This is a genomic window from Paraburkholderia sp. MM5477-R1 (genome assembly GCF_050436385.1).
Taxonomy (GTDB): Bacteria; Pseudomonadota; Gammaproteobacteria; order Burkholderiales; family Burkholderiaceae; genus Paraburkholderia; species Paraburkholderia tuberum.
This window is the reverse complement of record NZ_JBNDMC010000003.1, coordinates 1,444,109-1,469,684: the sequence shown is the minus strand read 5'-3', so window position 1 is coordinate 1,469,684 and position 25,576 is coordinate 1,444,109. Positions and strand designations below refer to the sequence as shown.

Sequence of the window (25,576 nt, the reverse complement as noted above, 5' to 3'; positions counted from 1 at the left end):
TCAGGCCATCCGTTTCAGTTTGGGGTCGAGCGCGTCACGCAGCCCGTCGCCGAGCAGGTTGATCGCAAGCACCGAGATCAGGATGGACAGGCCGGGCATCGTGACGATCCACCATGCGCTGTCGATGTAATCGCGCGCCGACGCGAGCATCGCGCCCCACTCCGCCGACGGCGGCTGCACGCCGAGGCCGAGGAAGCCGAGCGCGGCGGCATCGAGAATCGCCGACGAAAAGCCAAGGGTTGCCTGCACGATCAGCGGCGCGGTGCAGTTCGGCAGCACCTGCGAGAACATCAGCCGCAACGTGCTCGCACCCGCGACGCGTGAAGCGGTCACATACTCCTTCTGCAACTCGCCCTGGGCGGACGCGCGCGTCAGACGCACATAGCCCGGCAGCGCGACGATCGCGATCGCGAGCATCGTGTTGACGAGACCCGGACCGATGATCGCGACCACCGCGACCGCGAGCAGCAGCGACGGCAGCGCGAGCAGCACGTCCATGATGCGCATGATCGGCGTGTCGGCCCATTTCTCGAAGAACGCGGCGACGAGGCCGAGCACGACGCCCGGAATCAGCGCGAGGACCACCGAGACGAAGCCGATCCAGAACGACAGCCGCGCGCCGTACATCAGACGCGAAAGGATGTCGCGGCCCGCTTCGTCGGTGCCGAGAATGAACTTCCAGTTGCCGCCGTCGAGCCACGCCGGCGGGATCTTCACGGAGTCGCGGTATTGCTCGATCGGGCTGTGCGGCGCGATCAGCGGCGCGAAGATCGCGATGAAGACCAGCACCAGCACGATGATGCCCGCGCCGACCGCACCGCGGTTGCGCGAGAAGTTCGCCCAGAATTCGCGTGCCGCGATGCCGCGGCCGCTCGGCGGGGTAACCGCTTGGGGGACGGTGTTTTGAATGTCAGCCATCGTGATTTACCTCGTATGGCGAATGCGCGGGTTGAGCACGCCGTACAGCAGATCGACGACGAGGTTCACGACGATCACCAGCGTGGCGATCAACAGGATACCGCCCTGCACGACCGGATAATCGCGCCGGCCGATCGCGTCGATCAGCCACTTGCCGATGCCCGGCCATGAAAACAGCGTTTCGGTCAGCACCGCGCCCGCAAGCAGTGTGCCGACCTGCAGGCCGATCACGGTGACGACCGGAATCAGCGCATTGCGCAGCGCATGCACGACGATCACGCGTCCCGGCGACAGCCCCTTCGCGCGCGCGGTGCGGATGTAGTCCTCGCGCAGCACTTCGAGCATCGACGAGCGCGTCATGCGCGCGACGACCGCGAGCGGAATCGTGCCGAGCACGATCGCGGGTAGGATCAGGTGACTGAGTGCGGATTTGAACGCGCCTTCGTCGGTGGACATCAGCGAGTCGATCAGCATGAAGCCGGTCACGTGCGGAATGTCGTATTCGACCGCGATGCGGCCCGACACCGGCGTCAAGCCGAGCTTGACCGAGAACACCATGATGAGGATCAAGCCCCACCAGAAGATCGGCATCGAGTAGCCGGTCAGGGCGGTGCCCATCACGCCGTGATCGACCACCGTGCCGCGCCTCAGCGCCGCGAACACGCCCGCCGGCAGGCCGACGATCAGCGCGAACAGCATCGCGCAGAACGACAGTTCGACGGTGGCGGGAAAGCGCGCGAGGAATTCGCCCATCACGCTCGTGTTGGTGATGATCGAAGTGCCGAGGTCGCCGTGCACGGCGCGCGCGATGTAGTGGAAGTACTGCATTGGCAAGGGCTCGTCGAGCCCGAGGCGGTGCATCGCGGCCGCATGCATGGCCGGATCGACGCCGCGCTCGCCCATCATCACTTCGATGGGGTCGCCCGGGATCAGGTGAATCAGCGCGAACGCGAGGATCGTGATGCCGATGAACGTCGGTATCACCATGCCGATGCGGCGCAAAACGAAGCGGAACATGGTTCGCTCCCATGGTACTGGTGATGAAAAAACGCAACCGGCGACGAGGGCTCGTGACCCCGGTCGCCGGACCATTTCGACCAGTTTTTCTAACCGTGCGAAAAGTGTACTGTGTTGCGGCGTACTGTATTGCGGCCTACTGCGCGAACTTTACGATTACTTGACGCTGACGCCGTCGAAGCGCGCGTAGCCGAGCGGTTCGATGCGCATGTCGACCACCTTCTTGCTGACCGGCTGATAGACGGTCGAGTGCGCGATCGGCGAGAACGGCAGTTGCTGCGCGAAAATATATTGCGCTTCGCCGTAGATCTTCGTGCGCGTCGCCACGTCCGAAGTCGTGCGGCCCTTCTGGATCAGATCGTCGAACGGCTTGTAGCACCACTTCGAGAAGTTGTTGCCGTTGATCGCTTCGCAGCCGAGCAGCGTGCCGAGCCAGTTGTCCGGATCGCCGTTGTCGCCGGTCCAGCCGATCAGCATCGTGTCGTCTTCGCCCGCGTGCGCGCGCTTGATGTACTCACCCCATTCGTACGTGACGATCTTCGCCTTCACGCCGATCTTCGCCCAGTCCGCCTGGATCATTTCCGCCATCAGACGCGCGTTCGGGTTGTACGCGCGCTGCACCGGCATCGCCCACAGCGTGATGTCGAAGCCGTTCGGGTAGCCGGCCTTCGCGAGCAGATCCTTCGCCTTGGCCGGATCGTACGAGGCGGCCGGCAGGTTCTTGACGTACGACCATTGCGTCGGCGGCATCGGGTTCGTGGCCAACTGGCCCGCGCCCTGGTAGACCGACTCGATGATCGCCTTCTTGTTGATCGCCATGTCGAGCGCCTGACGCACTTCGAGCTTGTCGACCGGCTTGTGCGTCACGTTGTACGCGAGATAGCCGAGGTTGAAGCCCGGTTGCGACGGCATGTCGATGTTCGGCTCGGCCTTCAGCGGCGCGATGTCGGCCGGGCGCGGATAGCTCATCACCTGGCATTCGTCGCGCTTGATCTTCTGCACGCGCACGCCGGCATCCGGCGTGATCGAGAAGATCAGCTTCGAGATCTTCACCGCGCCCGGCTTCCAGTAGTCGGGATTGCCGTCGAAGCGGATCGTCGCGTCCTTCGTGTAGCTGCGGAAGATGAACGGACCGGTGCCGACCGGGTACTGATTGATGTCGGCAGCCTTGCCTGCCTTGAGCAGCTGATCCGCATATTCAGCCGACAGGATCGACGCGTATTCCATCGCCAGATTCTGGATGAACGGCGCGTTGACTTCCTTCAGCGTGAACTTGACCGTGTACGGGTCGACTTTCTCGACGCTCGTGATCAGCTTGTCGAGGCCCATGTCGGTGAAGTACGGGAACTGCACCGGATACGCCTTGCGGAACGGCTGGTTCGGGTCGAGCATGCGCTGGAACGAGAAGACCACGTCGTCCGCGTTGAATTCGCGCGTCGGCTTGAAGAACGAGGTGGTCTGGAACTTCACGCCATGACGCAGATGGAACGTGTAGGTCTTGCCATCGGGCGACACGTCCCACTTCTCCGCGAGGCCGGGCTCGACCTTGGTGCCGCCGCGTTCGAACTCGACGAGGCGGTTATAGACGGTGAACGTGTTGGCCGTGAAGTCGACGCCCGTCGTGTATTGGGCCGGATCGAAACCCGCGGGACTGCCTTCCGAGCAGTAAACGAGGGTTTTGTTCGGGATCCCAGCGGCCTGCGCGCTCGTGACGCCAAGCAGGGATGCCGCTGCGGCAGCGACGAGCGTGGACCTACGCGCGACGCGCAACAGATTGTTTTGCTTCATGTTTCCTCCAGGTTCAGGGCCGGCTTGCGCCGGCGTAGCGGGATATTACTTGAGCTTGGGCCGGCTACCAAGCGGAGCAAAATCCCTCTGTTGACGACAGGAAACACTTGCGCAAACGTTTTGCCGCGGGCCGGGCCGCCCGTTCGGGCCGCCCGGCGACGAATGCGGCGCAAAAAAACGCGCCGCGCCCGCTTATTTCACCCCAACCCCCAGGAATTGCGTCGGCCCGAACGGATCGATCTTGAAGCCCGTCACGTTCTTGCTGATCGGCTGATAGACGGTCGAATGCGCGATCGGCGTGAACGGCACCTGGTCCTTGAAGATCTCCTGCGCCTGCGTATAGGCCTTGGTGCGATCGGCCATGTTGGTGGTGCTGCGGCCCTGCTTGATCAGATCGTCGTAAGGCTTGTAGCACCACTTCGAGAAGTTGCTGCCGTTGACCGCGTCGCAGCCGAGCAACACGCCGAGCCAGTTGTCAGGGTCGCCGTAGTCACCCGTCCAGCCGATCAGCATCGCCTGATGCTCGCCGGCGTGCGCGCGGCGAATGTACTCGCCCCATTCGTACGTGACGATATTCACCTTGACGCCGATCTTCGCCCAGTCCGCCTGCAGCATTTCGGCCATCAGGCGCGCGTTCGGGTTATACGGGCGCTGTACCGGCATCGCCCACAGCGTCAGCTCGAAGCCGTCGGGGTAGCCCGCCTGCTTCAGCAGCGCTTTCGCTTTGTCGACGTCGTAGGGCGCGTCCTTCAGATTCTTGTCGTAGCCCCATTGCGTCGGCGGCATCGGGTTGGTCGCGGCCTGGCCCGCGCCCTGGTAGACCGCTTCGATGATCGCCTTCTTGTTGACCGACATGTCGAGCGCGCGGCGCACGAGCACGTTGTCGAGCGGTTTTTTGGTCGTGTTGTACGCGATATAGCCGAGGTTGAAGCCCACTTCGCTTGGCATCGCGAGCGACGCATCGGCCTTCACGGTGGGGATGTCGGCCGGGCGCGGATAGGACATCACCTGGCATTCGCCACGCTTCAACTTTTGCAGGCGCACGGCCGGATCGACCGTGATCGCGAAGATCAGCTTGCCGAGCTTCGCGACGCCCGGCTTCCAGTAGTCGGGATTGCCGTCGAAGCGGATCGTGTCGTCCTTCGTATAGCTGCGGAAGATGAACGGACCGGTGCCGACCGGGTACTGGTTGATGTCGGACGCCTTGCCGGCCTTCAGCAGCTGATCCGTGTATTCAGCCGACAGGATCGACGCGAACGGCATCGCGATCTGCTGCAGGAACGGCGCGTCGACTTCCTTCAGCGTGAAGCGCACCGTGTACGGATCGACCTTCTCGATTTTGGCGATGTTCTTCGCGAGACCGAGGTCGTTGAAATACGGGAAATTGACCGGATACGCCTTGCGGAACGGGTTCTCGGGATCGAGCATGCGTTCGTAGGTGAACACGACGTCGTCCGCGTTGAATTCGCGGGTCGGCTTGAAGTACGACGTGGTCTGAAATTTGACGCCGTGGCGCAGATGGAACGTATAGGTGAGGCCGTCGGGCGACACGTCCCACTTTTCGGCGAGTCCTGGCTCGATGTCCGTGCTGCCATGCGCAAATTCGACGAGCCGGTTATACACCGTGTACGAGCCGGCGGTGAATTCGACGCTGGTCGTGTATTGCGCGGTATCGAAGCCCGCCGGGCTGCCTTCGGAGCAGAACACCAGCGTCTTGTCGGGCAGCGTGGCCGCCTGCGACGCGGCGGGCGCGAGGCCGCTCGTGGCGACCGCGAGCGCGGCGAGAGCCGGCAGGCAGAACTGGTGAAGCGCGAACAGCCGGTGTGTCGCAGTCTTTCTTGTCACTGTCATATCGTCCTCCGCACAGCAGCCGGGTTAGCTGCGTTTCGATGATAGACAGCCCAAAAATGAGCTTCAACAGGGACTTACCACGCTATTTGGGACAAATTTGCGACCCATGCCAGACTGGCGGGGACCGCGCGGCCGTTGCAGCCGCGCGGGCATCGCAATTACACGGCGAGCCGTTCGCAGATCGCCTTGGTCGACGCGGCCGCGTTCAGCGTATAGAAGTGCAGACCCGGCACTTTCGCGTCGAGGAGCCGTTGACACAGAGCCGTCACCACGTCGAGCCCGAACGCGCGGATCGACTCGCGGTCGTCGCCGAAGCTCTCTAGCCGGCGCGCGATCCAGCGCGGCACTTCGGCGCCGCACATTTCGGAGAAGCGCATCAGCTGCGAGAAGTTCGTGATCGGCATGATGCCGGGCACGATCGGCACGTCGACGCCGAGCTGGCGCGCATCGTCGACGAAACGGAAGTACGCGTCCGCGTTGAAGAAGTACTGCGTGATCGCCGAGTTCGCGCCGGCTTTCACCTTGCGCGCGAAGTTTTCGAGATCGTGACGCGGCGAGCGCGACTGCGGATGGTATTCCGGATAGCCCGCCACCTCGATCCAGAACCAGTCGCCGAACTCGGCACGGATGAAGCTGACGAGCTCCGACGCATAGCGCAGCTCGCCGACCGCGCCCATGCCCGAGGGCAGATCGCCGCGCAGCGCGACGATATGGCGGATGCCGTACGCGCGGTACTCGTTGAGGATCGCGCGCAGGCTGTCCTTCGACGAGCCGATGCACGACAGATGCGGCGCCGCCTCGAGCCCTTCCTTCGCCATGTCGACGACGGTATCGAGCGTGCCTTGCTGGGTCGAGCCGCCGGCGCCGAACGTGACGGACACGAACTTCGGTTTGAGCGACACGAGTTCCGCGCGCGTCGCGCGCAGTTTGTCGATGCCTTCCTGCGTTTTCGGCGGGAAGAATTCGAATGAGAGTTCGATCGGATTCATAGTCAAAAAGGTCAACCGAGACTGCGGTTGCCGAAAATGAGCGCGGACAGTAGCCACGACACGATGCTGTACAGGATCGAGCCGAAGAACGCCGACCAGAAGCCCGACACCTCGAAGCCCTTCAGCAGCGACGCGCACAGCCAGAAGCACAGCGCATTGACGACCAGAATGAAGAGTCCGAGCGTGAGGATCGTGACGGGCAGCGTCAGCAGGATCAGCAGCGGCCGCAGCAGCGTATTGATGAGGCCGAGCACGATCGCGACGATCAGCGCGGTACCGAAACTACGGATATGGATCGACGGAACGATGTAGGTGATGATCAGCAGCGCGAGCGCGTTGATGAGCCAGGTCAGCAGCACGGTCATGTAGAACTCCTTGTAAGCACCTGTGCGGAGAAGATGTCCAGCAAACGAAAAGCCGCGCTGGCGAACAAAGCGGCGCATTGCGCGCCGCCCCGGGATCGGACCGTCAAGCTTTTACCGCCGCCCGCGTGGCCGGGCGCGCGAACGCGCGCATCGAGCCGCGGACGGCCGCGTGCTTAATAGCGGTAGTGGTTCGGCTTGAACGGACCGTTCTTGTCGACGCCGATGTAGCCGGCCTGCGCGTCGGACAGCACGGTCAGGTTCGCGCCGATGCGCGCCAGATGCAGACGCGCGACCTTCTCGTCGAGATGCTTCGGCAGCACGTACACCTTGTTTTCGTACTTCGCGCCCTGCGTGAACAGTTCGATCTGCGCGAGCGTCTGGTTCGTGAACGAGTTCGACATCACGAACGACGGGTGGCCCGTCGCGCAGCCGAGGTTCACGAGGCGGCCTTCGGCCAGCAGGATCACGCGCTTGCCGTCCGGGAAAATGATGTGGTCGACTTGCGGTTTGATGTTTTCCCACTGGTACTGACGGGTCGACGCGACGTCGATTTCCGAGTCGAAGTGGCCGATGTTGCAGACGATCGCGTTATGACGCATCGCCTTCATGTGATCGTGGTTGATCACGTGGTAGTTGCCGGTCGCGGTCACGAAGATGTCGGCCTTGTCGGCCGCGTATTCCATCGTCACGACGCGGTAGCCTTCCATCGCCGCTTGCAGCGCGCAGATCGGATCGATTTCGGTGACCCACACGGTCGCGCCCAGACCGCGCAGCGATTGCGCGCAGCCCTTGCCCACGTCGCCGTAACCGGCCACGACCGCGATCTTGCCCGCGATCATCACGTCGGTCGCGCGCTTGATGCCGTCGACGAGCGACTCGCGGCAGCCATACAGGTTGTCGAACTTCGACTTCGTGACCGAGTCGTTGACGTTGATGGCCGGGAACGGCAGGCGGCCTTCCTTCTCCATCTGGTACAGACGGTGCACGCCGGTGGTGGTTTCTTCGGTGACGCCCTTGATTGCCGCGAGACGCTTCGAGTACCACGTCGGGTCGATCTCGAGGTGCGCGGCGATCGACTTGTACAGCGCGACTTCTTCTTCGTTGGTCGGCCTGGCGATCACCGAGCGGTCTTTCTCGGCCTTCGAGCCAAGGATCAGCAGCAGCGTCGCGTCGCCGCCGTCGTCGAGGATCATGTTGGCGAACTCGCCGTTCGGCCATTCGAAAATGCGGTGCGAGAACTCCCAGTATTCATCGAGCGATTCGCCCTTGAACGCGAACACCGGCGTGCCGGCCTGCGCGATCGCGGCGGCGGCATGGTCCTGAGTCGAGAAGATGTTGCACGAGGCCCAGCGTACGTCCGCGCCGAGCGCGGTCAGCGTCTCGATCAGCACGCCGGTCTGGATCGTCATGTGCAGCGAGCCGGCGACGCGCGCGCCCTTCAGCGGCTGCTGCGCCTTGTACTCATCACGGGTCTGCATGAGGCCGGGCATTTCGGTCTCGGCGATCGTGAGTTCCTTGCGGCCCCAAGCGGCGAGCGACATGTCGGCGACAACGTAATCCAGCTTCTGGGAATCGATGACTGCGGCGTTCATCACGCCCTCCTTTCTAAGAAATTGACTAGAAATGTGACGTGAGCGCGGTTTGAGGCAGCGTTCGGATTCGCGCGATGCGCATTCCATGCTGCCAATTGAAGCCTTCGAGCCTGGCGGGCGGCCGGCGAATGCGGATTCGCGGTACCCGTCGCAACGCTCCTCGAAGACGAACGGCGATTGTAGCAAATCGAGATGACTTCGGCGCGTGCGGGATGGCGTGGCAGCGCGCTGGTTCAGATCGGCAGCAGCCCCAGCATCGGCGCGAGCAGCACCATGGCGACGCCGGCGATCATCATCGTCAGGCTGGACACCACGCCCTCCTCGCTGCCGAGCTCGCGTGCCTTCGCGGTGCCGACGCCGTGCGCGGCCGCACCGAACAGCGCGCCGCGCGCGAGCCGCGTGCGCAGCGGCACGAACGCGAGCACGATTTCGCCGAACAGCATGCCGCAGACGCCGGTCGCGATCACGAACAGCGCGGTCAGGTCCTTCGGCGCGTGAATCCTGTCGGACACGGCGAGCGCGAATGGCGTCGACACCGAACGCGTCATCAGGCTGCGCTGCAAGTCCGGCGACAGGTGCAGCAGCTTCGCGAGCATCAGCGAGCCGCCGACGCCGACCAGAATGCCCACCGTCACGCCGACGGACAGCGAGATCCAGTGGCGCTTCAACAGTGCGCGGTACTCGTAGATCGGCACGGCGAACGCGACCGTCGCGGGGCCGAGCAGCCACATCAGCCAGCGTGTGTCCTCGAAGTAAAGCGAATACGGAATGTGCGCGAGTACGACGATCGCGACGAGCGCGGCCGGCACCGTCAGCATCGGCGTGAGCCACGGCGAGCGCACGCGCGCATACAGCGCCTTCGACGCGAAGTACAGCGCGATCGTCAGCACGAGGCAGCCGGCCGCGATCAGGCGCGAGGCGTCGTCGGCCAACAGCGAAGCGAACGGGAGCGGGTTCATCGGCGCTCGTGCGACAGACTGCCTGCCTTACGCGCAACCCGCACGCGGCGCAGCGCGAAACGCCGTTCGACGCGCGCGGCCTGATCGACAGCGAACGCCACCGCGACCATCACCATCAGGGTGCCGGCGATCACCACCAGCGCGAGGCGCCAGCCGTCCGCGCGGAACAGGCCGCCGTATTGCACGGCGGCGACCGCCGCCGGAATGAAGAACAGCAGCATGTCGGACAGCAGCCAGTCCGCGCCGGCCTTGACCCAGCGCGGCGCGATACCTCCGCAGAACAGCAGCGCGAGCAGCGCGACGAGGCCGACCACGCCGCCCGGCACCGGCAGATGGAGCCGCCGCACGATGAAATCGGCGCCGATCCAGAGCGCCGCGATCGCGGCGCTTTGCACGGCGATGCGTGCGACACGGCCGAAGCCACCCGCGTCTCCACTTGAGCCGCCACCGGCGGGACGGGCGGAACGGGTGAAAACTGGCGCGGACATGACATCCCCTGGCTGGCGTGGAAGGCATTTAGTATGGGGCCCGCCGCGCCATAAATAAAATGACTTACAATCATCGAAACCATTCCGAACTGGAATTCTGGAGACCACGCTCATGGAACTCCGCGCGCTGCGCTATTTCGTCGAAGTGGTCCGTCGGCAAAGCTTCACCGTCGCCGCCGAGCAGATGTTCGTCACGCAGCCGACCATCAGCAAGATGGTCAAGTCGCTGGAAGACGAAATCGGCTCGCCGCTGCTGCTGCGCGACGGCCGCCAGATGGTTCTCACCGACGTGGGCCGGATCGTCTATCAGCGCGGCCAGGACGTGCTCGCCGCGCACGCGCAACTGCAGGCCGAGCTGAACGATCTCGACACGCTCGGGCGCGGTGAACTGGCAATCGGCATTCCGCCGATGGGCGGTGCGCTCTTCACCCCCGCAATCGCCGCGTTCCGCCAGCGCTATCCGAAGATCGAGCTGAAGCTGTTCGAGCAGGGCTCGCGCGCGATCGAAGCCGCGCTGATCAACGGTGAACTGGAACTGGGCGGTGTGCTGCAGCCGGTCGACCCCGACAACATCGACGTGCTGCCGATGTCGCGCGAGCTGTTGTGGCTCGTCGCGCGCGCCGGCTCGCGCTGGGATGCGTTGAACGAGGTGCCGCTCGCCCAACTCGCCGATGAGCCGTTCGTGTTTTACGGCGAAAGCCTCGCGCTGAACGACGTCGTGTTGAACGCATGTCGCGCGGCGGGATTTGCGCCCGCGATCGTCGGACGCAGCGCGCATTGGGACTTCATGGCGGCGCTGGTGCTGGCTGGCGTCGGCATCGCGCTGCTGCCCGCGCCCTATTGCCGGCGGCTCGATCCCGCGCAGTTCACCTGCCGCCCGGTCGTCGAACCGGAGATCCCTTGGGAGATGGCGATCGGCTGGCGCCGCAACGGCTATCTGTCGCACGCGGCGCGCGCGTGGCTCGACGTCGCGCGCGAAACGCTGCCGACACACGCCAGCGACGATTTCATACTCGGACCGGGGATCGGCTTTAACGGAATCACAGCGCCGCAAGGAGCTCTGCCACCCTCAGGCGAGTGACGGGCGGCGGCCGGCCGCCGGCCGCGTTACGCCGCTCGCGTTTGCCGACCTCCTTGCAAACGGCGATCAAACCGCCTGCGCGGGCGTGTCACCTGGGTTCGGGGGCGTCACCGTCGCCGACCTCCCCGCTCCGTCTCGCCGGCTCGTCGCGATCAACTCCGCCGCCCGTTCGCCGATCATCACCGTCGGCGAATTGGTGTTGCCGCCGATCAGGGTCGGCATGACCGACGCATCGACGATCCTCAACCCCGTCACGCCGCGCACGCGCAATTGCGGATCGACGACCGAGCGCGTGTCGCCGCCCATCCGGCAGGTCGCGACCGGGTGATAGATCGTGTCCGCGCGCTCGGCGATCGTCTGCCGCAGTTCCGCATCCGATTGCCCTGGCCGCGTGTACAACTCCTCGCCGCCGTGCAGCGCGAGCGACGGCGCGCCGAGAATGCGCCGCGCCATCTTCGCGCCCTCGACGAGCAGATCGAGATCGCGCGCATCGCTCAGAAAGCGCGGATCGATCAGCGGCGCGACACGCGCATCGGCGCTTGCGAGCGTCACGGTGCCGCGGCTATGCGGACGCAGCACGCATACATGCAGCGAATAGCCGTGGCCCCAGTGCATATGGCGGTTGTGATCGTCGACGATCGCCGCGCAGAAATGCAGTTGCAGATCGGGCCGCGCGAGCGTCGGCCGGCTCTTCAGAAAACCGCCCGCCTCGGCGACGTTGCTCGACAGCATGCCGCGCCCGTGGCACATGAAGGTCACGAATTGCGGCAGCATCCGCGCGATGCCGCGCACCGAGAAACCGGTGGGCTCGATCGACCTCACGCGCTTGTTGATCGTGAAATCGATGTGATCGATCAGGTTCTGGCCGACCTCGGGCGCATCGTGAAGCACGTCGATGCCGAGCGAGCGCAGATGCGCGGCCGGCCCAAGGCCCGAGCACATCAACAATTGCGGCGAGTTGAACGCCCCAGCGGCGAGCACGACCTCGGCGCGCGCCGCGAGCGTTTCGGTGCGGCCGCCGCGCACGATTTCGACGCCGCTCGCGCGCTTGCGGTCGAACACGACGCGCAGCACGGTCGCGTCGGCCATCGTGTGCAGATTCGCGCGCGGCCGGTCGTAGATGTACGCGCGCGCGACGCTGCAACGGCGCCCGTCACGTTGCGTGACCTGATAGAAGCCGATGCCTTCCTGATCCGCGCCGTTGAAGTCGTCGTTCGCTTTGTAGCCCGCTTCGAGCGCGGCCTGCACGAAGCGCCTGGAAAACGGATTCCTGAAGCGCAGATCGGACACGGTCAGCGGACCGGCCTCGCCATGCCACGCATCGGCGCCGCGCTCGTTGTCTTCGGCGCGGCGAAAATACGGCAGCACCTCGGCCCACGACCAGCCGTCGCAGCCGAGCCGCGCCCACTCGTCGTAATCGAGCGGATGGCCGCGCGTGTAAATCATCGCGTTGATCGCGCTCGATCCGCCGAAACCGCGTCCGCGCGGCTGATAGCCCTGGCGACCGGCGAGCCCCGGCTGCGGCGTGGTCAGGTAGCCGTAGTTGGTCTTCAGTCTATTCGGCACCACGGCCGCGACGCCGACCGGCATGTTCACCAACAGATTGCGCCCGGTATGCGGACCGGCCTCGATCAGCGCGATGGTCGCGTCGGGACAGCTATCCGCGAGACGGCTCGCGAGCGCGCAGCCGCCCGAGCCCGCACCGACGATGATGTAGTCGTATTGCATGCGCTCCTCCTGATGGGCCGCGTTGCTCGCGGACCCTGTCTCGTGCACACTTGTCTACGTGTGTTTTCTGCGCATTGTAGGGAGCGTATTGGGGCTGCGGCGGCTCCCTGACAGAACGATTCCTCTAAACGCCGGCGGCAACGCGCCCCTATGATGAAAGGCGCGTACGGCCCGCGCGCGGCTTCCAAACATGGCGCGACGCGCGTCCTCCTTCCGGCATGCGGCATCACGCGCGGCGCTCGAACAGATGCGACAAAGCGCATCGCGGATGCCGTCGGCAAAGCGGCGCACAATAAGCGAAAGCACGGAGACAGCAGATGGAACGGCACGGCTTCGGCCAGACTCACGAGGTGACGAATCAGGCACCGCCGCTCGCGGACTACAACCTGTTCGCGAGCGACGCCGCCTTGAGCGCGGCCGTCGATCGCGACGGCGCGAGCTGGCATCGCGAGGCGCTGCTGCGACACGGCGCGACGCTGACGACGCCCGACACGCTCGCGCTCGCGGAGCTCGCCAACCGTCATACGCCGGAGCTGGTCACGCATAGTCCGCGCGGCGAGCGCATCGACGCGCTCGAGTTCCATCCCGCGTGGCATGAACTGCTCGCGCTGCTGCGCCGCGAAGGGCTACACGCGCTGCCGTTCGCCGAGCCGCGAAGCGGCGCGATGGCCGCGCGCTGCGCCGGCTACTTCATGCATGCGCAGATCGAATCCGGCTCGCTGTGCCCACTGACGATGACATTCGCGAGCATTCCGGTGTTGCGGCGCGAATCCACGTTGTTCGATACGCTGCGCGACCAGTTGTACACACGCGAGCACGATCCGCGCGACGTGCCGCTCACGCAAAAGCGCTCGGCGATGATCGGCATGGGCATGACCGAGAAACAGGGCGGCTCCGACGTGCGCAGCAACCGGACGCGCGCCCATGCGTTCGACGGTGCCGGCGGACGGGGCGGCGCCTACCGGCTCGTCGGTCATAAATGGTTCTTCTCGGCGCCGCAGTGCGACGCCCATCTGGTGCTCGCGCGCACCGACACGCACGAGGGACTGTCGTGCTTTTTCGTGCCGCGCTTCGCGCCGGACGGCAGCAAGAACGCGGTGCAGATCCAGCGCCTGAAGGACAAGCTCGGCAATCGCTCCAACGCGAGCAGCGAAGTCGAATTTCTCGACGCGTACGGCGTGATGATCGGCGACGAAGGACGCGGCGTGCCGACCATCATCGAAATGGCGAGCTACACGCGGCTCGACTGCGTGATCGGCAGCGCCGCGCTGATGCGTGCCGCGCTCGTGCAGGCGGTCCATCATGCGCGGCATCGCAGCGCGTTCGGCCGGCACCTTGCCGAGCAGCCGCTGATGCGCAACGTGCTCGCCGATCTCGCGCTCGAATCCGAAGCGGCTACGGTGCTGTTCATGCGTCTCGCGCGCGCGTTCGAGGAATCCGCCGACGCGTCGTCGGCTTCATCGGCCGAACGCGCCTGGCGGCGCATCGTTACGCCTGCCGCGAAGTACTGGGTCTGCAAGCGCGCGCTCGAATTCACCGGCGAGGCGATGGAAGTCTGGGGCGGCAACGGCTACGTCGAAACCGGGCCGATGGCGCGCTTCTATCGCGAGGCGCCGGTCAACTCGATCTGGGAAGGCTCGGGCAACGTGATGTGCCTCGACGTGCTGCGCGCGATGGAGCGCGAGCCGCGGGCCGCGCAAGCGCTGTTCGCCGCCTGGCAGGACGTCGCGCGCGCGCATCCGGCGTTGGGCGCGGCACTCGCGCGCCTCGCCGCGACGCTGAACGGACCGGCCGAACAGCGCGAGGCGTCGGCGCGACGTATCGCGCAGCAGATCGTGCTGATCGCGCAGGCGACGCTGCTCGCGCAGCACGCGCCCGCCGGGGTCGCCGACGCGTTCATCGCGACGCGTCTCGCCGACGGCTGCGGCGAAAGCGGCCGCGTGTACGGCACGCTGCCGGCCACGTTCGATCACGCGGCGATCGTCAAGCGCGCCTTTCCCGCGTAAACGCGGCGGGCGCGCAAACCCCGAGCGCACCGCTCGCAACTCCGACTCAACCTCAAACCAAGATAAGCGCGCTCGACGCGCACGGTCATCCATCTGGGAGTGGACTCACATGAAGAACGATGTGCCGGAGGTCGCCGCGCTCCAAGCACTGTTGCGCGATCAACGTCATGCGTATCTGCGCGCGCCCTATCCGTCGTGGGACACGCGCGCGACGCATCTGCGCGCGCTGCGCAAGCTGATGCTCGACAATCGCGACGCGCTCGCCGACGCGATGCACGCGGACTTCGGCAATCGTGCGAAGGAAGAAGTGCTGCTCGCCGAATTCCTGCTCGTGAAGGAAGAGATCGACGCCGCGCTGCGTCACGGCAAGCGCTGGATGAAAGCGCAGCGCCGCCGCACCAACAAGTGGCTGCTGCCGGCGCGCGCGAAGGTGGTGCCGCAGCCGCTCGGCGTGGTCGGCATCATCGTGCCGTGGAATTATCCGGTGCTGCTCGCGGTCGGCCCGTTGATCAGCGCGCTGACGGCCGGCAATCGCGCGATCATCAAGATGTCCGAACTGACGCCGCGCACCTCGGCGCTATTCGAGCTGCTGATCGGTCAGACGTTCGCGCGCACTCACGTCGCGGTCGTCAACGGCGATGCGGCGCTCGCGGCCGCGTTCAGCGCGCTGCCGTTCGATCATCTGCTGTTCACCGGCTCGACGAAGGTCGGTCACGAAGTGATGCGCGCGGCGGCCGAGCATCTGACGCCGGTCACGCTCGAACTCGGCGGCAAGTCGCCGGCGCTGATCGGCGCGCATGCGCGTTTCGACAACGCGGTCGACAATCTGATCGCCGGCAAGACGCTGAACGCGGGGCAGACCTGTGTGGCGCCCGACTACGTGCTGGTGCCGCGCGGCAAGGAGCAGGCGTTCATCGAACGGGCGCGCGTGCGGATGGCGAGGATGTATCCGGACTTCGGGCAGAACCCGGATTACACGTCGATCATTTCTTCGCGGCACTTCGAGCGGCTCGAACGTCTCGCCGACGAAGCGCGGGCTGCGGGCGCGCAATTGCATGCGCTGACCAACGCGACGCCCGATGCCGGGAGCCGGCGCTTTCCGCTGATCGCCGTGACTGGCGCGCCGGACGAATGCGCGCTGATGCAGGAGGAGATTTTTGGGCCGCTGTTGCCGCTCGTGCCGTACGACACGCTCGACGACGCGATCGCGTGGATCAATGCGCGGCCGCGGCCGCTGGCGCTTTATCTCTATGCCGACGATGCGCGGACGGTTGAGCGTGTCACGCATGAAACGATCGCCGGCGGCATGGCGGTTAACGAGACGCTGATGCATCTGGCATGTGAGAGTTTGCCGTTCGGCGGGGTCGGGGCGAGTGGGATGGGGGCGTACCACGGGTACGAGGGGTTCGTTACTTTTTCCAAGATGAAGCCCGTGCTCGTGCAGGCGCGCTTGAATGCGCGCGGGTTGATTTCGCCACCGTACGGGAGACGCGTGAACGCGGTGTTGAAGTTGATGATGAGATTCTGATTTAGCCCCTGGGCGGGGTGAGGCCTTTTTTTGTCTTTGTTCTTTGCGGTGTTGGCCTTTCCTTGTTGTCTTATCGGTCTATTAGCGTTGCCCCTGTGCGGGGCGGCACCTACTTTCTTTGCTGCTGCAAAGAAAGTAGGCAAAGAAGACAGCTAAAACCGCCAACTCTTAAGCGGGTCCCTCGGTCTGCATGAGGTAGTGGTGCATCTGGAATCCGTGCTCCCGCACATTCCGCGCCAGTGACAAGGCAGTCACTCTTCCGGCGGCGCTACGCGCGCCGAAACCCCGTTCAAAAACCACCGGTTGTTTCGGCGCATCGCCGAGGCGCAGCCGACGGCCCCCGCTGCGCGGGCCAAACCATTGGTTTCCCTGGCAGACCCGTCCGCGACGCACGTAGTGCGGAGTGGGAGGGATGACGGCTTTGTCACGAACGGGGAATGTGCGGCGGCCTGGATTCCAGATGCACCACTACCCCTTCCAAGCCAGGGGACCCGCTTATGAGCTTGCGGTTTGAGCTGTCTTCTTTGCCTACTTTCTTTGCAGCAGCAAAGAAAGTAGGTGCCGCCCCGCACAGGGGCAACGCTAATAGACCGATAAGACAACAAGGAAAGGCCAACACTGCAAAGAACAACGACAAAAAAGCGCCCGCCCTGCCAAAGGGCAAACACACACCTTCAGTGATCCACAGTACTAGCACCGCCAGGCACATCAGTAGCAACAACATCAACCACATCCGGCGCGCCAGCGCCATTGCCCGTCTCAGCATCAGCCCCACTCTCGAGCCGATGCAACCAGGCCAGCAACTCGGCGACAGCCTGATAAAGCTGCGGTGGAATCCGCGCATCCAGATCGACTTGCATCAGCAGCGACACCATCTCGGGCGCCTCATGCACATACAGCCCAGCCTCCTTCGCGCGCTGCACGATCATCTCAGCGAGCAGCCCATACCCCTTGGCGACCAGACGCGGGGCGGGCTCGCCGCCATGAGCGTCATAAACAAGCGCGGCCGCGCTGCGACGTTGGGTGCGGCTCATCAGATATCCCAATCGAGGTCGTCGCGCGATGCGGCGCCCGACGCCGACGCCGTCGACGTGGCCACAGCCGCCGACGCCGACCGTGCATACGCGCCCGCGGCCTGCGCACCCGCCGCCGAGGTGCCCGCCGCGGTAGTACCAGGCACACCGCCGCCGATCTCGCGAATCGTCAATCCCTGCAACTCGAGCCCCGCCGCCGCGAGCCGCTGACGGAAATCGTCCCCCTGCATCGCGAGCCGCGCGGCGCCCCGCGGGCTCGCCTGCACGCGCGCGGCCAGCCGCGTGCCGGTCAGCGTCAGTTCGGCATCGACGGTGCCGAGCGTCGGCAGCGACAGCGTCAGGCGCGTGCGCCACGGCTGGTCGTCCTCGCTCGCGAGGCCGCCGCCGCTGCGGTCCCATTCGTCGCCATCCTGCTCGATCGTCCAGTCCAGACGCGCGCCGGGCCACGCCTCGCCGGTCCAGCGGAACTGTCCGGTCGCAAGCAGATCGAGCTGCTGGCGCACGAGCGGCACCGTCGCCGGATGCACCGCCGCCGCCATCGCCTGCGCGCTCTGCGACGAGCCGGCATCGGCCGCCTGAGACACGGCGCTGTGCAGCCCCGCGTGTGTGGACTGGCCATTCAGGTCGGACACCGAGCTGGCCAGCAGCTCGCCCGCGACGAGTCGCGCGGCCTGCGCGGTCAGGATAGACGGCATCGCGTGCATGGCAGGGTTGTTCTCGGCAACGTTCGGCGTGCCGCGTGGCGTTGCCTCGGCGGCTCCGTTCGCCGCAGCGGACCGCGCGCCCGCGTCGCCAGCGTCGGCGCTCCAGTCGGGAGGCAATTGAGAATCTGCGACGAGCTGGTTCTGCGCCTCGTTCGCCAGTTGGGCCGGCGAACGCTGGCCGACCAGCCACGCCGCGAGATGCGCCTCGTAGAACAGGCCGCTGTCGGCGACCGTCTGTTGCAGCGCGGCCGCGAGCGCCGCGACCGGCACTTCGGTCGCCGCCACGCTCGCGGTGGCGGCCGCGGTTGCGCTGGCGGCAGCGTTGGGATTGGTGTTGGTGTTGGCAGCAGCGGCGGAATCGCCGGCAGCGAAATTGACTGTCGCGGCACCCGCCGCATCGGTCAGCGGCAAGCTTTCGATGGCGACGTCGAGCGCCGGCGCGGCCGCCCAGATCGGCGCGCGGCCGAGCACCGCCGGTGTGGCCTCGCCGCCTGAGTGCGCAATCGCATTCAGCGTCAGCGCAACGGCCGACAGCGCGGTTTGCGCGGACGGCTGGGGCGCGGGCGTCACGTTCGCAGGCGCCGCGGGAACCGCGGTATCGACGCCGGCCGCGCCGGTCTGCGAGGTGGTCGCGGTTCCCGGCGCGATGCTGAGCAGGCTGTCGATCCGGCTCGACAGCACCGAAGCGAGGGCCGAATCGATTCCGTTCATGCCGGTTCCTTGGTCGCATCGGCGGCAACGCGCGCGATGCTCTGATTGCTCCGATCCTTCAGACGCGTGCGGCGTGGCGCCCGCTCACGCGCGCGCCCGCTCGCGCTCAGCGCGCCCCGTACAACTCCTTCAGCACGCGCGTCGACCGGCCGGCGAACAGCGCCGACAGATGCGCCATGCGCGGATTCGCGAGGTCGCGGATCGCGGCGTCGTCGGCGAGGATCTGGCGGATCAGCGCGTACTTGCGCAGGCGTTCGGCCTCGTCGAGCTTGACGCCCACGTCGGCTTCGCGCAGCGCTTCGACCAGCTGCCGATACTCTTCCTGCAAGTGCACCATGTCGTTCCACAGTGCACGACGGGCCGCCATCAGCATGCGGCAGGAGAGCGCCGCGATCGCCTCGTAGCGGGCAAAATATTCTGCGTTCGATGTCATCTCAGGCTTTCCGCGGCTGGCTGTGCTGCCATCCGCGCGATCTCCGGGGCTATCCCGATCCATGCCTCTTCGAGCGTCGCGAGCAGACGGTCCACTTCCACGAGCATCGCCTCGCTCTGATTGATATTGGCTTGCAACAGTCGACGCGCCATATAGTCGTACAAAGCGTTGAGCCGTTCGGCGATTTCGCCGCCCACCTCGAGGTTGAGCGACTGCTGCAGCCCGCTTTCGATGATCCGGATCGCCTTGCTGATCGCCATGCCACGCTCGGCCACGTTGCCCTGCTGCAAATGCATGCGGCTTTGCGCGATCGCCTGGCGTGCGCCCTGGTACAGCAACACGATCAGACGATGCGGACTTGCGCCCATCACGGATGTCTCGATACCGACACGCGCATACGCGTTGGCTCCAGCGTGCCCTTGGGAAAACATCGGCGCTCCTCCTCTTATACTGGCTGCGGTTAAGTCGTGGCGTGGCCGCGCGGCGCGTCGACGCGCCGGTCGCTGACCTGTAATTTGGTTATCGGATGCGCGACGACAAAGCTTTAGTCCGGTGTAAGGAGGATCGAAAGCGCCGCTGGGCGGGCCCGGGAAACACGGCACGAAGCCGCCGGCGCAAGCGCCGGCAGCGGCGTGCCGGATCGTCGGACGGGACTCGTGTGGACCTTCAGGCGGTCCTTCAGGCAGTCCTTCAGGCGGACACGCGCGATCCCGCTCAGATCGACATCTGCGCGATGTCGTTGTACGCGGCGACCAGCTTGTTGCGCACCTGCAGGCCGAACTGGAAGCCGATGTTGGCCTTCTGCATGTCGACCATCACGTCGTTCAGCGAGACGTTCGACGCACCGAGCTCGAACGCCTGCGACTCGCCGACCGCCTTCTGCTGGTCGCCGCTGATCTTGTCGAGCGAAGCCTTCAGCGCCGCCGCGAAGTTGGTGGGCGTCGCCGCGCCGGATTGCTCCGCCGCCGGGGTCGCGTCGCCGGCCGCCTGCGCCGCCATCGCCTGCATCTGTTGCAGCGCCGACGATAGCGCGTTCACGGGCATGGTCATGTTTTCTCCGTTGGATGTGCGATCGGACCGCCGGACGGTGTACCGATCTGGACGAAAGCATAGCAGCGGCTCCTCGCGGAAAGTCCCGAAACTAGAGGGAAAACCCGGCTCTATTCAAGCAATCGGGTTGAGCGGCGCTGCGGATAATTTCAAAGGTGAAAGTCTCTGTCCGTCCGCCCAGCCCCGGCGCGGCATCACGACAGAACGCCAAGGCATTCCCCGGAGAAACCCGACGCATGGATTCGTCAGCCAACTCGTTGATCAACCCCGACGCCCGTATGGGGCTCGCCGGCGCGCAGCCCGCTGCCGGTCAGGCCGGTAGCGGCCAGGCCGGCGGCATGGCCGACCTCGGTGGCCTCGGCGGCCTGGGAGGTATCGGCGGCAATTTCGGCCAGCGTCTGTCCGGACTCGCGCAGATGCGCGGCAACCCGCGCGCGCCGCTCGTGTTCGCGGTCGCGCTGCTGGTGGCGGTCGTCGCCGGCCTGTTCCTGTGGTCGCGCGCGCCCAGCTACAAGGTGCTCTACAGCAATCTGTCCGACCGCGACGGCGGCTCGATCATCACCGCGCTGCAGCAGGCCAATATTCCGTACAAGCTGTCCGAAAGCGGCAGCGCGATCCTCGTGCCGGCCGAGCAGGTCCACGAGATGCGCCTGCGCCTCGCATCGCAGGGGCTGCCGAAGAGTGGCTCGGTCGGCTTCGAGCTGATGGACAACCAGAAATTCGGCATCAGCCAGTTCGACGAGCAGATCAACTATCAGCGCGCGCTCGAAGGCGAACTCGAACGCACGATCGAAGCGATCTCGAGCGTCAAATCGGCGCGCGTGCATCTCGCGATTCCGAAGCCGAGCGTGTTCGTGCGCGACAAGGAAGCGCCGTCGGCGGCGGTGCTCGTGAACCTGTACCCGGGCCGCGTGCTCGACGAAGGGCAGGTCGTCGCGATTACGCACATGGTGGCCTCGGCGGTGCCGGAAATGCCGGTGCGCGGCGTGACGATCCTCGACCAGGACGGCAACCTGCTCACGCAGCCCACCAATGGCGGCGGACTCGATGCGACCCAGCTGAAGTTCCGCCAGCAGATCGAGCGCAACACCCAGCAGCGCATCGACACGATCCTCGCGCCGCTGTTCGGCGCCGGCAACGCGCGCTCGCAGGTCAGCGCCGACATCGACTTCTCGCACAGCGAGCAGACCTCCGAGAACTACGGCCCGAACGGCAATCCGCAGCAGGCCGCGATCCGCAGCCAGCAGTCGAGCAGCGCCACCGAAATGTCGCAAGGCGGCGCCTCGGGGGTGCCGGGCGCGCTGTCGAACCAGCCGCCGCAGCCGGCCTCCGCGCCGATCGTGGCGGGCAACGGCGCGAGCTCGGTCACCACGACGCCGGTCAGCGACCGCAAGGATTCGACCACCAACTACGAGCTCGACAAGACCGTGCGCCACGTCGACCAGCCGATGGGCGGCATCCGCCGGCTGTCGGTCGCGGTGGTCGTCAATTATCTGCGGGTCGTCGATCCGAAGGGTCACGTGACGATGCAGCCGGTCAGCGCCGACAAGCTCGCGCAGATCACCCAGCTCGTGAAGGACGCGATGGGCTTCGACGCGTCGCGCGGCGACTCGGTCAACGTGGTCAACAGCGCGTTTACCACCGAGCTCGACCCGAACGCCGACCTGCCGTGGTGGCGCACGCCCGACATGCTCGCGCTGTACAAGCAGATCGCGACGTACCTCGGCATCGGCGCGGTGGCCCTGTTCCTCTACTTCGTGATGGTGAAGCCGGCGCTGCGCCGCGCCTTCCCGCCGCCGCCCGAGCCGGTTGCCGCGCTGATGGCGCCCGACGAACCGGTGCTGCTCGACGGCATCCCGGCCGAGGAGCGCGATGGCGCGGTGGTGGAAATCGAAGCGGATAGCGAGCATCTCGCGCTCGAAAACGCGAAGCACAAATACGAGCGGAACCTGGAGTTCGCGCGCAGCATCGCGCGTCAGGATCCGAAGGTCGTAGCAACCGTCGTCAAGAACTGGGTGTCCGATGAGCGCTGAAGGCGTAGTGAAGAGCGCGCTGCTGCTGATGTCGATCGGCGAGGAAGAGGCGGCGCAGGTGTTCAAGTTTCTGGGCCCCCGTGAGGTTCAGAAAATCGGCGTCGCGATGGCGGCGCTGAAGAACGTCACCCGCGAACAGGTCGACGAGGTGCTGCAGGAGTTCGTGCGCGAGGCCGAGCAGCACACCGGCATGTCGCTCGATTCGAGCGATTACATCCGCTCCGTGCTGACCAAGGCGCTCGGCGACGACAAGGCCGGCGCGATCATCGACCGGATCCTGCAGGGCAGCGACACGAGCGGTATCGAAGGCCTGAAGTGGATGGACTCGGCGGCGGTCGCGGAACTGATCAAGAACGAGCATCCGCAGATCATCGCGACGATCCTCGTGCATCTGGACCGCGATCAGGCTTCGGAGATCGTCGGCTGTTTCACGGACCGGCTGCGCAACGACGTGCTGCTGCGGATCGCGACGCTCGACGGCATCCAGCCGGCCGCGCTGCGCGAGCTCGACGACGTGCTGACCGGCCTCTTGTCCGGCAGCGACAACCTGAAGCGCAGCCCGATGGGCGGTATCCGCACGGCCGCCGAGATTCTGAACTTCATGTCGAGCAACCACGAGGAAGGCGTCATCGAAAACGTGCGCCAGTACGACGCCGAGCTCGCGCAGAAGATCATCGACCAGATGTTCGTGTTCGAGAACCTGCTCGACCTCGAAGACCGCGCGATCCAGCTGCTGCTGAAGGAAGTCGAATCCGAAGCGCTGATCATCTCGCTGAAGGGCGCGGCGCCCGCGCTGCGTCAGAAGTTCCTGTCGAACATGTCGCAGCGCGCGGCCGAGTTGCTCGCCGAAGACCTCGACGCGCGCGGCCCGGTACGCGTGTCCGAAGTCGAGACGCAGCAGCGCCGCATCCTGCAGATCGTGCGCAACCTGGCCGAGAGCGGACAGATCGTTCTAGGCGGCAAGGCAGAAGATGCCTATGTCTGATCCGAACGCCCCGGCAAAGGAAAGCCTCTCGGCCTACCAGCGCTGGGAGATGGCGTCGTTCGACCCGGCTCCTCCGGCGCCGCCGCCGGCCGAACCCGAGTTCGACGAGCGCGCGTTCGAAGCCGAACTCGAGCACCGCCGCGAAGCCGCGCATGCACAGGGCGTCGCGTCCGGTCATGTGGCCGGCCAGGCGCTCGGCTATCAGGCGGGCTATGACCAGGGGCACGCGCAGGGTTTCGCGCAAGGCCAGGCCGAGGCGCGCGAGGAAGCGATGCGGCTCGCCGCGCTCGCCGAAACCTTCAAGAGCGCGCTCGATGGCGCGCAGCACGCGATCTCCGAAACGCTGATCGCACTCGCGCTCGACATCGCGCAGCAGGTCGTGCGCCAGCACGTGCAGCACGACCCGACCGCACTGATCGCGGCCGCGCGCGAGGTACTCGCGGCCGAGCCCGCGCTTGCCGGCGCGCCGGCGCTGATCGTGAGTCCCGCCGATCTGCCGGTCGTCGAGGCGTATCTGCTCGATGAATTGCAAACGCGCGGCTGGACCGTGCGCACCGACGCATCGGTGGAGCGTGGCGGTTGCCGCGCGCAGGCCGGCACCGGTGAGGTCGACGCGGGCATCGACACGCGCTGGCAGCGCGTCGCCGCCGCGCTCGGCAAGGTGAGCACGTGGTGAAGCCGACGCTCGACGAGATCCGCGCGAGCGATCTGACGCCGCTCGAACGCGAGCTCGCGTTGGCGTCGTTCGGCGCCGAGGCGCTGGCCGATGTCGAGTCGGCCGGTATTCCGCAGCCCCCGGATGCGGCATGGCACGCTCCTGCGAGCGCACATCCAGCGACAGGCGCGGCGGCGAGCCGCGAGTCCGCCGCGACGGACCACGCCGCGCGCAGTGCTTGCGCCGCTCACGCTCCGCACGCGCCGTCCTACGATCCCGCGCTCGACATCAATCCCCACATGCAGGCATGGCGCGGCCAGCTCGACGCGCTGCGCGCGCGCAACGCGATCGCGAAGCCGCTGCGCGCGTGCGGGCGTCTCACACGCGCGGCCGGTCTCGTGCTCGAAGCGGTCGGCCTGCGTCTGTCGGTCGGCGCCGAAGTGATGATCGAGTTGCCGCCCGGCAGTTCGCTGCCGATGGCCGAAGCCGAAGTGGTCGGCTTCTCCGGCGACAAGCTGTTCCTGATGCCGACCACCGAAGTGATCGGCCTGTTGCCCGGCGCGCGGGTCTTTCCGCTCGAAAGCGCGCCGATCGCCGACCCGCTCGCGGGCGCGAAGCGTCTACCGGTCGGCTGGGAATTGCTCGGCCGCGTGCTCGACGCATCCGGCCGTCCGCTCGACGGGCTCGGCCCGCTCGGCACGCAAAGGGACGCGCCGCTGTCCGCGCCGGTCATCAATCCGCTCAATCGCGAGCCGATTCACAAGGTGCTCGACGTCGGCGTGCGCGCGATCAACTCGCTGTTGACCGTCGGTCGTGGTCAACGGATGGGGCTGTTCGCGGGTTCGGGCGTCGGTAAATCGGTGCTGCTCGGCACGATGGCGCGCTACACCAGCGCCGAGGTGATCGTGATCGGCCTGATCGGCGAACGTGGCCGCGAAGTGAAGGAGTTCATCGAACAGATTCTCGGCGAGGAAGGGTTGGCGCGCTCGGTCGTGATCGCCGCGCCGGCCGACGTGTCGCCGCTGTTACGGATGCAGGCCGCCGCGTACTCGACCTCGCTCGCCGAATACTTCCGCGACCAGGGCAAGCACGTGCTGCTGCTAATGGATTCGCTGACCCGTTACGCGATGGCGCAGCGCGAGATCGCGCTCGCGATCGGCGAGCCGCCCGCGACCAAGGGGTATCCGCCGTCGGTGTTCGCGAAGCTGCCGGCGCTCGTCGAGCGCACCGGCAACGGACCGGCGGGCGGCGGCTCGATCACCGCGTTCTACACGGTGCTCACCGAAGGCGACGACCAGCAGGACCCGATCGCCGACTCGGCGCGCGCGATTCTCGACGGCCACATCGTGCTGTCGCGCTCGCTCGCCGAAGCCGGCCACTACCCTGCGATCGATATCGAAGCGTCGATTAGCCGGGCAATGACCGCGCTGATCGACGATAACCATCTGAATAAAACGCGTATGTTCAAGCAGATGCTGTCGCGCTATCAGCGTAACCGCGATCTGATCAACGTCGGCGCGTATTCGAGCGGGCGCGACGCGGTGCTCGATCGCGCGATCGCGCTGTATCCGCGGATGGAAGCGTTCCTGCAGCAAGGCTTTCGCGAGTGCGCGAACTTCCAGCCGAGCATCGACATGCTGAACGCGCTGTTTGCTTAGGGC

At 65.9% G+C, this 25,576-nt stretch carries 22 protein-coding genes and 1 riboswitch; of the genes, 7 read left to right on the top strand and 15 right to left on the bottom strand.

The window, feature by feature from the left end:
* The 9 genes from OKW35_RS10025 to OKW35_RS09985 form a co-directional block, all read right to left on the bottom strand.
* Positions 1-918: an ABC transporter permease subunit gene (locus OKW35_RS10025; RefSeq protein ID WP_090802566.1), complete on the bottom strand. Its 918-nt coding sequence runs from the start codon at positions 916-918 to the stop codon at positions 1-3.
* 6 nt (positions 919-924) lie between these two features.
* Positions 925-1,935, bottom strand: a complete 1,011-nt coding sequence (locus OKW35_RS10020) for an ABC transporter permease subunit (RefSeq protein ID WP_429551798.1) — start codon at positions 1,933-1,935, stop codon at positions 925-927.
* A gap of 156 nt (positions 1,936-2,091) precedes the next feature.
* The gene (locus OKW35_RS10015) at positions 2,092-3,723 is read right to left on the bottom strand and encodes an ABC transporter substrate-binding protein (RefSeq protein ID WP_090802563.1); all 1,632 of its coding nucleotides are present in this window, start codon (positions 3,721-3,723) and stop codon (positions 2,092-2,094) included.
* 192 nt (positions 3,724-3,915) lie between these two features.
* Positions 3,916-5,574, bottom strand: coding sequence for an ABC transporter substrate-binding protein (locus OKW35_RS10010; RefSeq protein WP_429551797.1), 1,659 nt, complete (start codon positions 5,572-5,574; stop codon positions 3,916-3,918).
* Positions 5,575-5,732: 158 nt separating this feature from the next.
* Positions 5,733-6,563, bottom strand: coding sequence for a methylenetetrahydrofolate reductase [NAD(P)H] (gene metF, locus OKW35_RS10005; RefSeq protein WP_184035098.1), 831 nt, complete (start codon positions 6,561-6,563; stop codon positions 5,733-5,735).
* A gap of 11 nt (positions 6,564-6,574) precedes the next feature.
* A complete protein-coding gene (locus tag OKW35_RS10000; protein ID WP_090805530.1) occupies positions 6,575-6,928 on the bottom strand; it encodes a phage holin family protein in 354 nt (117 codons plus the stop codon).
* Positions 6,929-7,101: 173 nt separating this feature from the next.
* Positions 7,102-8,520 carry an adenosylhomocysteinase gene (ahcY, locus tag OKW35_RS09995; protein WP_184065849.1) on the bottom strand — a complete coding sequence of 473 codons (1,419 nt, stop codon included), beginning with the start codon at positions 8,518-8,520 and terminating at the stop codon, positions 7,102-7,104.
* 33 nt (positions 8,521-8,553) lie between these two features.
* A riboswitch (S-adenosyl-L-homocysteine riboswitch) is annotated at positions 8,554-8,688 on the bottom strand.
* A 65-nt stretch (positions 8,689-8,753) separates the two neighbouring features.
* Positions 8,754-9,479: an LrgB family protein gene (locus OKW35_RS09990; RefSeq protein ID WP_429347396.1), complete on the bottom strand. Its 726-nt coding sequence runs from the start codon at positions 9,477-9,479 to the stop codon at positions 8,754-8,756.
* Entirely contained in the window at positions 9,476-9,967 is a 492-nt protein-coding gene (locus OKW35_RS09985; RefSeq protein WP_429356288.1) for a CidA/LrgA family protein, read from the bottom strand. The genes OKW35_RS09990 and OKW35_RS09985 overlap by 4 nt, the downstream gene beginning before the upstream one ends.
* Positions 9,968-10,079: 112 nt before the next feature.
* Here OKW35_RS09985 and OKW35_RS09980 point away from each other — a divergent pair, with 112 nt between their 5' ends.
* Positions 10,080-11,048: a LysR substrate-binding domain-containing protein gene (locus OKW35_RS09980; protein ID WP_429356289.1), complete on the top strand. Its 969-nt coding sequence runs from the start codon at positions 10,080-10,082 to the stop codon at positions 11,046-11,048.
* A gap of 66 nt (positions 11,049-11,114) precedes the next feature.
* Here OKW35_RS09980 and OKW35_RS09975 read toward each other — a convergent pair whose 3' ends face one another.
* Positions 11,115-12,776, bottom strand: coding sequence for a GMC family oxidoreductase (locus OKW35_RS09975; protein WP_429551796.1), 1,662 nt, complete (start codon positions 12,774-12,776; stop codon positions 11,115-11,117).
* Positions 12,777-13,093: 317 nt separating this feature from the next.
* Between OKW35_RS09975 and OKW35_RS09970 the strand changes: the two genes are divergently transcribed.
* Both OKW35_RS09970 and OKW35_RS09965 read left to right on the top strand, forming a co-directional pair.
* Positions 13,094-14,782 carry an isovaleryl-CoA dehydrogenase gene (locus OKW35_RS09970; RefSeq protein WP_429551795.1) on the top strand — a complete coding sequence of 563 codons (1,689 nt, stop codon included), beginning with the start codon at positions 13,094-13,096 and terminating at the stop codon, positions 14,780-14,782.
* Positions 14,783-14,891: 109 nt separating this feature from the next.
* Positions 14,892-16,310, top strand: coding sequence for a coniferyl aldehyde dehydrogenase (locus OKW35_RS09965; protein WP_429551794.1), 1,419 nt, complete (start codon positions 14,892-14,894; stop codon positions 16,308-16,310).
* A gap of 674 nt (positions 16,311-16,984) precedes the next feature.
* On the opposite strand, the gene OKW35_RS09960 is transcribed toward OKW35_RS09965, so the two are convergent.
* The 5 genes from OKW35_RS09960 to fliE form a co-directional block, all read right to left on the bottom strand.
* Complete coding sequence (locus OKW35_RS09960) at positions 16,985-17,344, bottom strand: EscU/YscU/HrcU family type III secretion system export apparatus switch protein (RefSeq protein WP_429408045.1); 360 nt, start codon at positions 17,342-17,344, stop codon at positions 16,985-16,987.
* Positions 17,344-18,759: a flagellar hook-length control protein FliK gene (locus OKW35_RS09955; protein ID WP_429551793.1), complete on the bottom strand. Its 1,416-nt coding sequence runs from the start codon at positions 18,757-18,759 to the stop codon at positions 17,344-17,346. The genes OKW35_RS09960 and OKW35_RS09955 overlap by 1 nt, the downstream gene beginning before the upstream one ends.
* Positions 18,760-18,865: 106 nt before the next feature.
* On the bottom strand, positions 18,866-19,192 hold the full coding sequence (locus OKW35_RS09950; RefSeq protein ID WP_429551792.1) for a flagellar protein FliT: 327 nt from the start codon (positions 19,190-19,192) through the stop codon (positions 18,866-18,868).
* Positions 19,189-19,623: a flagellar export chaperone FliS gene (gene fliS, locus OKW35_RS09945; protein WP_090802543.1), complete on the bottom strand. Its 435-nt coding sequence runs from the start codon at positions 19,621-19,623 to the stop codon at positions 19,189-19,191. The genes OKW35_RS09950 and fliS overlap by 4 nt, the downstream gene beginning before the upstream one ends.
* Positions 19,624-19,906: 283 nt before the next feature.
* Positions 19,907-20,242 carry a flagellar hook-basal body complex protein FliE gene (fliE, locus tag OKW35_RS09940; protein WP_090802541.1) on the bottom strand — a complete coding sequence of 112 codons (336 nt, stop codon included), beginning with the start codon at positions 20,240-20,242 and terminating at the stop codon, positions 19,907-19,909.
* Between the two features lie 236 nt (positions 20,243-20,478).
* Between fliE and fliF the strand changes: the two genes are divergently transcribed.
* Genes fliF through fliI form a run of 4 tightly spaced genes read left to right on the top strand, consistent with a single transcriptional unit; the run spans position 20,479 to position 25,573 of the window.
* On the top strand, positions 20,479-22,275 hold the full coding sequence (fliF, locus tag OKW35_RS09935; RefSeq protein ID WP_429356295.1) for a flagellar basal-body MS-ring/collar protein FliF: 1,797 nt from the start codon (positions 20,479-20,481) through the stop codon (positions 22,273-22,275).
* Positions 22,265-23,260 carry a flagellar motor switch protein FliG gene (gene fliG / locus OKW35_RS09930; protein WP_018418745.1) on the top strand — a complete coding sequence of 332 codons (996 nt, stop codon included), beginning with the start codon at positions 22,265-22,267 and terminating at the stop codon, positions 23,258-23,260. The genes fliF and fliG overlap by 11 nt, the downstream gene beginning before the upstream one ends.
* On the top strand, positions 23,247-23,936 hold the full coding sequence (fliH, locus tag OKW35_RS09925; protein WP_429551791.1) for a flagellar assembly protein FliH: 690 nt from the start codon (positions 23,247-23,249) through the stop codon (positions 23,934-23,936). Before fliG ends, fliH begins: the two co-directional genes overlap by 14 nt.
* On the top strand, positions 23,930-25,573 hold the full coding sequence (gene fliI, locus OKW35_RS09920) for a flagellar protein export ATPase FliI (protein WP_429356296.1): 1,644 nt from the start codon (positions 23,930-23,932) through the stop codon (positions 25,571-25,573). The genes fliH and fliI overlap by 7 nt, the downstream gene beginning before the upstream one ends.
* Positions 25,574-25,576: the final 3 nt, after the last annotated feature.

What these genes read in the sequence shown, in the direction of transcription:
- OKW35_RS10025 (WP_090802566.1), bottom strand. Translation starts at nt 918, where the DNA reads ATGGCTGACATTCAAAACACCGTCCCCCAAGCGGTTACCCCGCCGAGC.
- OKW35_RS10020 (WP_429551798.1), bottom strand. Translation starts at nt 1,935, where the DNA reads ATGTTCCGCTTCGTTTTGCGCCGCATCGGCATGGTGATACCGACGTTC.
- OKW35_RS10015 (WP_090802563.1), bottom strand. Translation starts at nt 3,723, where the DNA reads ATGAAGCAAAACAATCTGTTGCGCGTCGCGCGTAGGTCCACGCTCGTC.
- OKW35_RS10010 (WP_429551797.1), bottom strand. Translation starts at nt 5,574, where the DNA reads ATGACAGTGACAAGAAAGACTGCGACACACCGGCTGTTCGCGCTTCAC.
- metF (WP_184035098.1), bottom strand. Translation starts at nt 6,563, where the DNA reads ATGAATCCGATCGAACTCTCATTCGAATTCTTCCCGCCGAAAACGCAG.
- OKW35_RS10000 (WP_090805530.1), bottom strand. Translation starts at nt 6,928, where the DNA reads ATGACCGTGCTGCTGACCTGGCTCATCAACGCGCTCGCGCTGCTGATC.
- ahcY (WP_184065849.1), bottom strand. Translation starts at nt 8,520, where the DNA reads ATGAACGCCGCAGTCATCGATTCCCAGAAGCTGGATTACGTTGTCGCC.
- OKW35_RS09990 (WP_429347396.1), bottom strand. Translation starts at nt 9,479, where the DNA reads ATGAACCCGCTCCCGTTCGCTTCGCTGTTGGCCGACGACGCCTCGCGC.
- OKW35_RS09985 (WP_429356288.1), bottom strand. Translation starts at nt 9,967, where the DNA reads ATGTCCGCGCCAGTTTTCACCCGTTCCGCCCGTCCCGCCGGTGGCGGC.
- OKW35_RS09980 (WP_429356289.1), top strand. Translation starts at nt 10,080, where the DNA reads ATGGAACTCCGCGCGCTGCGCTATTTCGTCGAAGTGGTCCGTCGGCAA.
- OKW35_RS09975 (WP_429551796.1), bottom strand. Translation starts at nt 12,776, where the DNA reads ATGCAATACGACTACATCATCGTCGGTGCGGGCTCGGGCGGCTGCGCG.
- OKW35_RS09970 (WP_429551795.1), top strand. Translation starts at nt 13,094, where the DNA reads ATGGAACGGCACGGCTTCGGCCAGACTCACGAGGTGACGAATCAGGCA.
- OKW35_RS09965 (WP_429551794.1), top strand. Translation starts at nt 14,892, where the DNA reads ATGAAGAACGATGTGCCGGAGGTCGCCGCGCTCCAAGCACTGTTGCGC.
- OKW35_RS09960 (WP_429408045.1), bottom strand. Translation starts at nt 17,344, where the DNA reads ATGAGCCGCACCCAACGTCGCAGCGCGGCCGCGCTTGTTTATGACGCT.
- OKW35_RS09955 (WP_429551793.1), bottom strand. Translation starts at nt 18,759, where the DNA reads ATGAACGGAATCGATTCGGCCCTCGCTTCGGTGCTGTCGAGCCGGATC.
- OKW35_RS09950 (WP_429551792.1), bottom strand. Translation starts at nt 19,192, where the DNA reads ATGACATCGAACGCAGAATATTTTGCCCGCTACGAGGCGATCGCGGCG.
- fliS (WP_090802543.1), bottom strand. Translation starts at nt 19,623, where the DNA reads ATGTTTTCCCAAGGGCACGCTGGAGCCAACGCGTATGCGCGTGTCGGT.
- fliE (WP_090802541.1), bottom strand. Translation starts at nt 20,242, where the DNA reads ATGACCATGCCCGTGAACGCGCTATCGTCGGCGCTGCAACAGATGCAG.
- fliF (WP_429356295.1), top strand. Translation starts at nt 20,479, where the DNA reads ATGGATTCGTCAGCCAACTCGTTGATCAACCCCGACGCCCGTATGGGG.
- fliG (WP_018418745.1), top strand. Translation starts at nt 22,265, where the DNA reads ATGAGCGCTGAAGGCGTAGTGAAGAGCGCGCTGCTGCTGATGTCGATC.
- fliH (WP_429551791.1), top strand. Translation starts at nt 23,247, where the DNA reads ATGCCTATGTCTGATCCGAACGCCCCGGCAAAGGAAAGCCTCTCGGCC.